Here is an 11,259-nt window from a genome sequence, read left to right as displayed (position 1 = left end):
ATGCGACGGTAACCGATGCCAAGGGGCTCACGGTAGCGCGTGTTCCGGATATCGAAGTCAGCTGGAATCTGTGGCGGGCGATCGAATACGCGATGGGCAAGCGCGCCGCTTTGGGAGTCCTCGACGGCGTTACGCTCGAACAACCGGAGGTTTGGTTGCGGGAAGAGCCGGACCGTTCCTGGAATGTTTCCCATTTGATCCGTCCGCAGGAAACGCAGACGGAGTTCTCTTTGCGCGCCAAAATCATGGTCAATCGCGGTTTGGCGCATTTGGAATTTTTACAGGATCCTACCATCCATCTGACCGATGTCACGTGCGGGATGGATTTGAATGATTACCCGACCGTCGACGGCCGAGCGAAATTTTTATATAATAACGAACCTGTCACGCTGACCGGCAACTATACTGCGGCGGACGATTTTAACGCGCACGTGACGGCGAAACGCTTGCCGATCACGCTCGCGAATTACGTGCTGTGCGATGCCGCGCCGGAGATCGCGTTGCAGGCGGGCGAGATTCACAACACGGATTTGAATGTCAGCGCCGATTCTACCGGTTTGCGCTATGACGGCACTACGGAATTGCGCGACGGCGCGCTGCAATACGATCGGTATAAAGTCACCGACGCCAAGGCCGTCGTGCGTTTGGCGACGAATCGTCTGTCCTTTGCCGATATGCAGGCGCAAGTGAACGGGCAACCGCTGACGGCCAACGGCACGATATTACTCAATGACGATCCGGCGCTGGATCTGCATTTGGCGACGACGGGCGCGGAAGTGGCGGCGCTTGCCGATGCGCCTCTCTACGGGCCGGTCGCGGCCAACGCGCATGTGGGCGGCACGGTGGCGGCTCCGACGGCGGAAGGCGTTGCGATGCTGCAACAGGGCAGCTACGGCGCGACGCCGCTGGAAAATGTTTTTACCCAGTTTGTCTATCGCGGAGATGTCGTGAACCTGCCGGAAGTGGTGGCGGGAATCGGCGACGGACGAGTGCGCGGCAGCGGTTATTATAATGTTGCGACGAATACCGGCGCCGGTGAATATACGGCGGACAATATTAATTTGGCGCAGCTTCCGGAAACGGACGGCGCGTACGCCGGTACGATCAACGGCCGCGGCGCGGTCGAATTTCATGACGGGGAAATGGCGTTGGCGACGTTTACCGGCTCCGGAACGGGCGTCAGCGGCGCGGGCATCATGACCGATTCGCTGCGCGCGTCGTTGCGCTATGAAGCGGGCGCGCTTGTGTTGCATTACCTGAACGGCACCATGGGTGACGGTACATTTACGGCGTTCGGCAGCATGGATACGCCGCAGGGCATTCAAGTAGCCGCGCATCATTTACCGCTTTCGTATCTTTCCGGCTTGGCCGGTGTCACTATGTCGGGGGCGGCGGATCTTATAGGACAACTTACCGGCAGCGTCGCGGCGCCGCAATTCGTCGGCACGGTGAGCGCGCGTGACGGCGCCGTGCACGGTCTCGCGTATACGTCGATTCACGGCGATGTGGCGTACGTCGACGATACGTTTACCACGGATCGTCTTGTCTGGCAGGATGCCGAAGGCGGTCATGTCGTTTCCGGCAGCGCGCAGCTGACCGGAGCGAAAGCGCTGGATCTTACAGTTCAAAGCGACAACATTCGCCTGGAATCGTTACTGCGGGCGGCCGACTTGCCGCTGGACGCGACCGGCTGGGCCACCAATTCGCTGACCGTGCGCGGCACGCTCGATCAACCGGAAGCGAGTGGTGAACTGCATCTTTGGGACGGTTCGGTGATGGGCGAACTCTATCAGGATGTAGTCGCCCGTTATCGTTACAACGGCGATATTTTATACTTGGATGAGGCGCTGGCCTCGATGTACAACGGTACTTTGTACGCGTCAGGCACGATCGCGCCGAACGCGTTGAATGTTCAGCTGAAAGCAAGTGAAATTGATATTGATCGCGTATTGCGCGAAAAAAATACGAACCGACTGGCGGGCACCGTATCCGCCGAGGGAACACTGCGCGGCACGCCGGCCGATCCGCGCTTGGAAGCGGACTTCTGGGGTCATAATTTATATGCCAACGGCGAACCGATCGACGGTTTGCGCGGTCATTTAGCTTACGCCGAAGGCGTAGCGGCTTTGACCGATACGACGTTGACGCAGCGCGACGGCGTTTACCGTTTGAACGGCACGTATCGCTTGGACGGCGGCGTGTTCCGCGGGGCCGGCAACGTGGAGGGAGCAGATATTGCGCGCCTTTTGCGTCTGGCGAATATCCCGTACGAGAACTTGGCCGGTCAGGTGACGGGGCGTGTCGAACTCAACGGCACGGCCGCGAACCCGAGTTTGCGCATCAACGGTAAACTGGAAAACGGTAGCATTGACGGCAAACCTTTCGGCACGACGGAAATCGATGCGGATTACGTCAATCGCGTGGCGACCGTCCGCAAATTGCATATGCCGATCGGCGCGGGCGTGCTCGCCGCCGCCGGCACAGCCGATCTCGATGGTGAAATCGATATGCAGCTGGCGGCGAAAGATGTCGATGTCACCTACGTCACAGCGCTGGCGGGACAACCGCTTGATCTCACGGGCAATTTGAATGTGAGCGCGGTCTTTACCGGACCGACGAAAACACCGGTGATGGATATGTCGTTCGAACTTTCGAACGGCGCATTTGCAGGCGTTACCTTTGATCGTTTCATCGGCCTGTTGAATATGCGCGATCAAATCATTGAAGTGAACCAGACTTTGCTGCAACGTGAACCGTATCAACTAAGCATGTACGGTAAAGTTCCGGTCGCCGCGTTGACGAAAGCGGGACGGGCGACGCAGTCGAATGAATCGATGAACTTGGAAATCCGTTTGGATAAGGCGGATTTGGAACTGTTGCGCGCGTTATCGCCGGCGGTTCTTTCCGCCACAGGCGAAACCAAAGGTGGCATCACGGTCACCGGCACGCTTGCGGATCCGCACATCAACGGACGCATTTTTGTCGCGGACGGCGCAGCGACGATAGAAACCATGAAAAGTCCGCTGGAACATATTCACGCGGAGTTGAAGTTTAACGGTAAATCCGCTACCTGGCGCGGACAAACGACCATCGGCGGAGGCGATCTTACCACGGCGGGTGACGTTCGCTGGACCGACTTTACCGATACGCGCTATGAAGGGACGCTGGACGCCGACGCGATCAATCCGCAGAGCTCATACTACTCCGGTCCTTTGACGGCGCATTTACAACTTACGCAACAGGCGGGCATGCCGTATCTTACCGGCGATGTTCTGGTGGAAAAATCCCGTTTCGATATTCCGTTGACATTTACGGACGGCAGCACGCCGCTGTTGATGGGATTTGATGTGAATGTCAGCATCGGCGAAAAGACACGTCTTTATAACAGCTATCTCTATGACCTGACATTGGCCGGCGATTTACATGTCGGCGGCACGACCGCGGCGCCGGATGTTGACGGCAAAGTAGTCGTGAAAAACGGGTACTTGCGGTATCTGAGCAATAAATTCAAGGTCGAGGAAGGCGTGGCCGATTTCAATCGAACGCAGAGCTTCCTGCCGAATCTGCACGTGCTCGCCACGACAAAATTTAATCGTTACCGCATTCATATGCAGGCGGACGGTTTACCGACGGAGCTCGATCTGAAACTTACTTCGGAACCGGCGTTAAGCCAAGAAGAAATCGTCATGATGCTTACCTTGCACACGCAGGGCGATATCAACGATCTCGGTCGGGCGGACGCCAACGCGGCCTTAGCGTCGGCGGCGCAGGTATTGGTTTTCGGCACGCTCGAAAATCGCCTGCAGGATGTGTTGGGTCTCGACATGATCCAGGTCACGACCGGTTCGGTTGATCCCTTTGAAACATCCACCGTCGCTAACCAAAGCTTTTACAACTTGCAAATCGGCAAATATCTGTTCGATGACTTCATGTTGGTGCTGACAACCGGCGTCAACAACGAACAGCAAAGCGCCGGTTTCCGTTACGACATTAACCGGAGTTTCCAAGCGGAAGCGTGGATGAATAATGAAGACAATTACTATATCGGCGGTAATTGGCAGTATCGATTCTAAAGGAGCGCCATGTTAAAAGAATATTTTCAGGAACTTGCCAAAATTGAATTATTGGATCCCGAAACGGAAGCTTCTTTGTGGCGCGCCTATAAAGAAGAACAGGATCGCGGCGCCCGCCAAACGCTGATCGAGCATTACCAGCCCCTGGTCGTCAAAGAAGCGATGCGCTGGCAGCTGCAGGAAGCGACGTTACTGGATCTTTTGCAGGAGGGCACCGTCGGTTTGATGGAAGCGGCGGAACGGTATGAACCGGCGCGGTCGGTCGCGTTTTCACTCTTTGCGCGGCACCGCATTCGCGGACGCATGCTCGATTACATTTATAAAAACGGAACCGATATCCCGGTGGAAGACAGCGCCTGGGCCGAAAGCCGCGCGCAATTCAACAGCCTCGTGACGGAGGCGACGGATGCGTTTGAGGCGGCCGATCGGACGCTTTTGTGGGAAGCGGTGTGCAACGCCGTGCATCGTTTGCCGCCGAAAGAACAGCAGGTGGTCGACGGCATTTACATGCAAAATCGCGAGCCGAAGGAGCTGGCGCTGGAATTACAAGTTTCTAAAACTTACATTTATAAATTGCAAAAAACCGGCATACGCCGCCTGCGCGGCATGTTATCGCGCTTGATGCATGAGCGACGCGAGTAAACGAAGATACATCGGCTATGATTTGCGAGGATTCGCTCAAAAACAAGAGCATTATTCAGAAAAACAATGCGGAATGCGGTTGCAAAGGAAATCCAAAAAGCCGACTTTAAATTGATTAAGAAGTTTTATTTAGAAATTTTAACAGAAAGGAGCACACGCATGAGTCTTTCCCGAGATGAGCTTGTTCGTCGCGTTGAAACGGCGCGCCGCTGGTTGGAACAGGCGGAGCATTCATTTCATGACGAAACGCCTCTGAAAGGCGAGTTGAACTTGCTTTTAGCCCAAGCCGAAATGCAAAAACTTCGGGAAGACCGCGGCATGTCCCGACAGTGGCAACATTGGCAACGCGCTTTTGCGCTGGTGACGGCGCTCGTTGTGGTGAGCGGTTTCGGCTGGTGGTGGCAAAAGGATGATGACATTCCCGCGCCGGTTACAACTCCCGTAACGGTAGTGAAAACGGTTCCTTTGGAACCCTCGGCGGCATGGCCGCCACCGAACGCATCGCAAGTATCGCAGCAAGCGCCGGCGGTGAGCGCAGCGGCAGCGGAGGCGCGTGAACCGGCAGTGCATGCGGCGCCGCCACCGGTCAAAACGGCACCGGCAACGCAAGCGGTACAACTTGCTCCGGATGAAATGCGGTCGGTGGTCAACGATGCGGCGAAGGTATTGCGCACACCGTAATTATCAAGTAAACTAAACCTATCATTCAAATGAATGGATACCATTTGCAATTAGGAGGATATAACTATATGAAACATGGCAAACAGGCGCGGCAATGGCTTGTCGCCGCAGTCACGCTGGCAACGCTGGGAGCGACTCAGGGGTTCGCGGCGGATGCGCCGACGACGGTTTCCGAACAGCATATGCCGTACAATGAAGCGGCTATCTCAACGACGGTGACGCCGGGCGCAAAAGACTCGCTTGCGGAGCAAGGATTAATCGACAATCCGGCGCTGACCGTCGGCCAGACGACGCAGACGAGCAATGTACAGGCGCTGTATGTAGCCAAAGCGGATCAGGCAGCGATCGATGCGCAGGTCGGCAAAACGGTCACAAACGTAGCGTTGGCAGGCGTTCCGGACGGAGTCGCGCAGCAGATACTGCCGCGTTTGACTACCAAAGTCGGCGACAAAGTATCGTCGGAAGCGATCGCGGCCGACATCAAAGCCATTGGCGACAGCGGCATCTTTGCGCAAATCGCGCCGGTTTTCACCGCTGTGCCGGAAGGCGTGCAGTTGACGTATCAGGTCGCGACGAACCCGGTGGTCAATCAGGTTCGCGTGGAAGGCGTGTCGGCGTTTGATGCCGAGTACCTTGCGCAGATGTTGGCCATTCCGCAAGGCAGCGTTTTGAATACGGTGGAAGTGGGCGAAAAAGTTCGCGCGATTGAAGATCTCTACGTGAAACAGGGATACATTTTGGCCTCCGTTTCCGATGTGCAGGTCGCGCCGGACGGAACGCTGACGGTCAAAGTCGATGAAGGCATTGTTGAAGACATCGTCATCAAAGGCAACAAAAAGACCAAGGATTATGTCATCACTCGCGAACTGCGCTTCAAAGAAGGGGATCCTTTCAATAAATATCTGGCGCAACGCAGCTTGGAACGTCTTTACAACCTGGGTTATTTTGAAGACGTCAACGTGCGTTTGCTGCCGGGTAAAGTCGATCACCAAGTCGTTGTGGAAATCGACGTGCTCGAACAAAAAACGGGCGTTGTTACTTTGGGCGCCGGCTACTCGAAGTCGGACGGTTTTGTCGGGATCGTGGAATTCGGTGAAAACAACTTCCGCGGCACGGGCGACAAGATCAATGTTCACTGGGAATTCGGCGGCAAGGGCAGCGACAAGAACTACCAGATTTCGTACACGCGTCCGTGGCTTGATGACAAAGGCACATCGCTCGGCTTCTCGTTCTACAACCGTGTGGTGGAATATGATGATTACAATGAAGACGGCAGCACTGTCGCCACTTATGACAAACGTCGCAAAGGTTACAACCTGACCCTGGGACGCGCGCATGGCGAATATCGCACGACTTCGATCACATGGGAAAGCCGCGACGATAAATATGATGAATATAAAGGCGGCTTCAACTACGGCGAAAACGCGGTCATTCCGCTGGTCGGCATGGAGCGCACGGAAGACGGCAAGTTGAAGCTGGACGCCAACGGCAAACCGATTCCGGTCGTTAATTTCGCGTTGAACGCGCCGCAGCCGACGCTTTTGGAACCGGGCGCGGCGGCCTCCCTGCTTACCGGCGTAACGCTTCCGGAAGCACCGGAACTGACCGGTGACGACAACGCGGATATCGAAGCGCTTAATCAATGGCGCGATGCCTTGCGCACGGCGGTGGCCACTGTCACTCCGCAGGGCTACTACAATTTCAAAGACATGGACTACATCGGCAAAAACTTCGGTAGAACGAACAGCTTGTCCGTTACCCATGTGTTTGATAACCGTGACAATTACTTCAACCCGACCCGCGGCTACCGTTACTCGGTAACCGGCCAATGGGCGGGTCACGGCTTGGGCGGCGATTTCGACTTCTATAAAGTCAACGCCGAAGGACGTTTTTATAAGAAACTGAAAAATAACCACGTCTTGGCGCTGCGCGTCATGGGCGGTTACGCCAACGGCGAAATCGGTTACTCCGAACTCTTCAGCTTGGGCGGCGCGTACAACTTGCGCGGCTTTGAAGATGACCAGTTCAAGGGCAGCAACATGTATGCGGCGACCTTGGAATACCGTTTCCCGATTATCAAGAAAGTGGACGGCGTCGTCTTTACCGATGTCGGTAACGCGTGGGGCATCGATGAGTCGCGCGTTCCCTGGTACCATGACAGCAATAAAGTACATTGGTCGACCGGTGTCGGCTTGCGTGTACAGACTCCGATCGGACCGATCCGACTCGACTACGCGCATGGTGACAAGAATAAATTCCACTTCAGCTTCGGCGGCCAATTCTAAACCGCGACAGGCGACAAACCCTTGTCGCCTGTTCACTGTTTATAAGAAAAGAGGGGATGTATGAGCAAGCGGCTTATCGGTTTTTTGAGCGCGGCTTTGGTCGCGTTGCCGCTGGCTCTTCAGGCGGCGCCGATTCAAACGGTGGATGTCAGTGTGCAAACCGGTACGGGGCGATTAGCGCCTTCGGTGGCCGATCGTATTGAGGCCAGTGTCAAAGTGATCGGTGAACGTGTTTTGGTCGGCCAGCCGTCGGAAACGGTGGCGGCGCATGCCGGAGAATACGGCAAAGTGTTGGCGGATGTCGCCGGACGTGTCATCTCGGGGTACGTGGTGACAGATGTCGAGGTGCACGCCGACGCGGCGACCCGACTCGTTCTCGTTCTGACACCCTACGGTGAGCACGTGCAAGAGGTGCACACGGCGGTTGACTACGGCAATTTATCGCCGACGGTGCATGCCTTGATGGCCAGCGATCTGGCGGCGATCGACGAAAGAATCAATGCGCTTTTGATCGGTTTACCGCTCGGCGCGCTGGATTGGGTAGGGGGCATTTCAGACACGCTCGTAAAAGACGAATTTGCCCGTCGTTTGCCGGAATTCAACGCTAAGCTTGAGATTACACCGGCGGCGACAACGAGCGCTAAAATTTACCTTTTACCGCAAGGACCGACAGTTCGTACCCATCAGGTGCGTACCGCTTCCGAAACGGTCCCGCGAATCTTCATCAACGGCGCGGCGGAACGTGTTCGGAAGGTCTTGCCGGAATATATCGGCGCACCGCAGGCCTTTTTGGAACGTCACCGCGAAGAGATCGCGGAGCGTTTGTTGGAGACGGCCAAAGAAGATCCCTTCGTCAGCCGTTACGATTTGGATTTGACAGGCGCGCTTACGATTGGTGAAGAACTTACCTATACGATCAATGCGAGCACCGACACGTGGTTGATTGACGCCAATGTCGCTCTGGATTTGGGGCGGGAAGAAAAAAACACGCGGGTCCGCGGCACGCTCGGAAAACGGGCGACGGATCACGATACTTTCTTCGTCGATGTGGATTTTTTCCCGCATGATGTGAGTTGGGATGTTTCCACCGGTTACATGCATCGTTTTGGTGTGGGAACCTACTTGGGTTACCGTTACGAATGGACGGAACCGCAGCAAACGGCATTTTTGCGACAGGAATTCAGTCCGCGCTGGTATCTCTGGTGGGACCATGACTTGTCGCCGTCGGCGGACAGCGTTGCCGTCGGCTATCGCCTTCAGGATTATCTCGGCGTGGAGCTGATCCGCGATGAAGACGATTATTGGGTCCGTGTCATCGGACATATCTGAGGAATTAAAGGAGTCGATTGATTATGATGCGAGCAATGCGTAATAAGTACAATGTGAAAGTGGTTTCGTTCGTCGTCGCGGCGGTATTCGTTCTCGGTATCGCGGCGTATGCCATGATGGGCATGGGGAATGTTGCTCAGGCGGCACCGACCTCGTCCATCGGCGTGGTCGACCAGGCCAACATTATTAAAGATACGTCGAGTTTAGGCGTAGAATATCAGCAGCAAATGGCGGCGGCGGCGCAAGAATTGCAAAGCGAATTTGACGCGAAAGCGGCGAATATGTCGGACGCGGAAAAACAGCAATATTTCCAGGAAATGCAAAAACAGTTCAACGCCAAACAGGCGGAAATCCACAAAAATATTCAAGGTAAAATTGACAATGCCGTGAAAGAAGTAGCGGATAAAAAAGGCTTGTCGCTGGTTGTCGATAAAGCGGCCGTGCTTTACGGCGGCGTCGATATCACCGGTGAAGTGCAGACGGCGCTCAATAATGCTCTGACGAAAGAAGCGGGTAAAGAGCAGTCGGCAGAAACCAAGAAGTAATTTATGCAAAGGTCAACGCATGGAGCACTGAGTGTACTTCTGGCCGCGTGTCTTTTGCTGAGCGGTTGCGGCATCGGCGGCTGTTCCCGCACGGAGCAGGCACCGCAAGCGCCGCAGTACGGTGTGGCGGATATGGAAAAATTAGTGCACGCCCACCCGCGTTACAGTGATTATTTTCGTCTGGAGCAGGAGTACAAAAACCTGGTGGCCACGTATGACGCCGAACGCGAACAATTGATTCGCCGTTCCGCCCAAGCGCAGGAAGCATTGCGTGAGCAGCTTTCCTCCGGGGCCATCGAAAAGGGACTCAACACGGAATACCGGGCCAAAATGACGGCGCGTGAAACCGCATGGAACCAAAAACTGGAAGCGTTGTATCGTGAGTGGATCGCGCGCGCGCCGCAACCGGCAGATGAAGTACTACAGAAGGCGGATTTGGAAATCGTCAACTTGCAGCTGAAACTTCGGGCGCTCCATTTACCCGCGGCCGAACGCGAAGCCATGGAAGCGCGCTTGCAGGAATTGCTCGCGGAACGCGCCGCTCTGACGGATACAGCGGTGGTGTTGCCGGAAGAAGGGCAAAAAGAGCTTGCCGCGTTGAAAGAAAAAGCGCAGGCGGATCTGGCCCGATACAGCGACGAAGTGATCGCGGAACTGAGCGCGCAAAGAGAGGCGGCGCAGCAGCAGCTCCACGATGAGATGGCGGCGCAACTGATGTCGGACGGCGCCGGCTGGAATCATGAATGGCGCGAAACGCTCGCGACCAAACAAAATGAAATGAATCAAGTCAAAGAAGAAATCACCCAAGATATTCGTCACGAGGCGCAGGCGGTAGCGGAGGCCAAAAATCTCGAAGTGATTTTTGCCGAGTATCGCGCCAATATTTCCGCGCAAGATGTCACGAATGATATTTTGCAGAAATTGGGGACGAATCCTAAGGAGGTAAGTAACAGTGGTAAATAAATGGTGGCGGTCATTCGCGCTGGTCGGGATGCTGGCCGGCGTCATGCTGATGAGCGGCTGCGGCAATGATGAGAAAGTCGGCGTTGTCGATTTTGAACGCATCGCGCGGGAAAGCGGTCAGGCCCAGCAGATCACCCAGGAAATTATGACCAAGCAGGCGGAAATCGCAACGCGTCTGCAGCAGGCGCAGGCGACTTCCTCGCCGGAAGAATTCGCCGTGACGGAACAGGCGGCCAAACGGGAATTGCAAGTATTCCAGATGGCCAAGCAACAGCAATTCCAGGCGCTGATCGAAAGTCAGTCCCAACTGATCGCCAAGGACAAAAAACTCGGCATTATTATGCATAAAAATGCCGTTCACTACCAAGGCGTGGATGTAACGGATGAATTGCTGGCGAAACTCAAAGCCAACGACAATACGAATAAAAAACAGAATCAAGAGGCGCAACCGGCCGCCGCAGAGAAGAGCGGGCAAAAGTAATGGCGTATACAGTAGCGGATTTGGCCGCACGGGTTAACGGTACAGTATACGGTGACGGCAATAAGGAAATCATGGGCGTTGCGGGCGTGGAAACGGCCGGCCCGAACGACATTGCTTTTTTGCTGGACGAATACGCCGCGCAATTGCCGATGGTGAAAGCGGGCGCGGTGCTGATGACAAGCGCGCCGGAAGAAACGGTGGAAACGACCGTGATCGTCACGGAAAATCCGAAGTGGGCGTTCGCGGAACTGGTCGATGTA

Annotated in this window: 9 protein-coding genes; all 9 read left to right on the top strand. The window is 55.4% G+C overall.

From position 1 onward, the window contains the following. Positions 1–4,073, top strand: a 4,073-nt coding sequence (locus KH813_RS04315; RefSeq protein ID WP_303993672.1) for a translocation/assembly module TamB domain-containing protein, incomplete at its 5' end; no start/stop codon positions are given. Between the two features lie 9 nt (positions 4,074–4,082). Continuing rightward, positions 4,083–4,715 (top strand): sigma-70 family RNA polymerase sigma factor, encoded by a 633-nt coding sequence (locus tag KH813_RS04310; RefSeq protein WP_303993669.1) that lies wholly within the window; start codon positions 4,083–4,085, stop codon positions 4,713–4,715. Between the two features lie 159 nt (positions 4,716–4,874). Beyond that, a complete protein-coding gene (locus KH813_RS04305) occupies positions 4,875–5,396 on the top strand; it encodes a hypothetical protein (RefSeq protein ID WP_303993666.1) in 522 nt (173 codons plus the stop codon). 68 nt (positions 5,397–5,464) lie between these two features. Next, complete coding sequence (locus KH813_RS04300) at positions 5,465–7,681, top strand: outer membrane protein assembly factor (RefSeq protein WP_303993663.1); 2,217 nt, start codon at positions 5,465–5,467, stop codon at positions 7,679–7,681. 60 nt (positions 7,682–7,741) lie between these two features. Continuing rightward, positions 7,742–9,010, top strand: coding sequence for a hypothetical protein (locus tag KH813_RS04295; RefSeq protein WP_303993661.1), 1,269 nt, complete (start codon positions 7,742–7,744; stop codon positions 9,008–9,010). 23 nt (positions 9,011–9,033) lie between these two features. Continuing rightward, positions 9,034–9,555 carry an OmpH family outer membrane protein gene (locus tag KH813_RS04290; RefSeq protein WP_303993658.1) on the top strand — a complete coding sequence of 174 codons (522 nt, stop codon included), beginning with the start codon at positions 9,034–9,036 and terminating at the stop codon, positions 9,553–9,555. 3 nt (positions 9,556–9,558) lie between these two features. Continuing rightward, entirely contained in the window at positions 9,559–10,518 is a 960-nt protein-coding gene (locus KH813_RS04285) for a hypothetical protein (protein WP_303993656.1), read from the top strand. Continuing rightward, positions 10,508–10,999 (top strand): hypothetical protein, encoded by a 492-nt coding sequence (locus tag KH813_RS04280; protein WP_083631627.1) that lies wholly within the window; start codon positions 10,508–10,510, stop codon positions 10,997–10,999. The genes KH813_RS04285 and KH813_RS04280 overlap by 11 nt, the downstream gene beginning before the upstream one ends. Next, a partial coding sequence (locus KH813_RS04275) for an LpxD N-terminal domain-containing protein (protein WP_303993651.1) occupies positions 10,999–11,259 on the top strand: 261 nt, incomplete at its 3' end. The genes KH813_RS04280 and KH813_RS04275, both read left to right, overlap by 1 nt.

This window comes from Negativicoccus succinicivorans (assembly GCF_018373335.1).
GTDB classification, from domain to species: Bacteria; Bacillota; Negativicutes; order Veillonellales; family Negativicoccaceae; genus Negativicoccus; species Negativicoccus succinicivorans_A.
The sequence above is the reverse complement of the archived record's forward strand: the minus strand, read 5'-3'. Positions and strand labels throughout refer to the sequence as shown.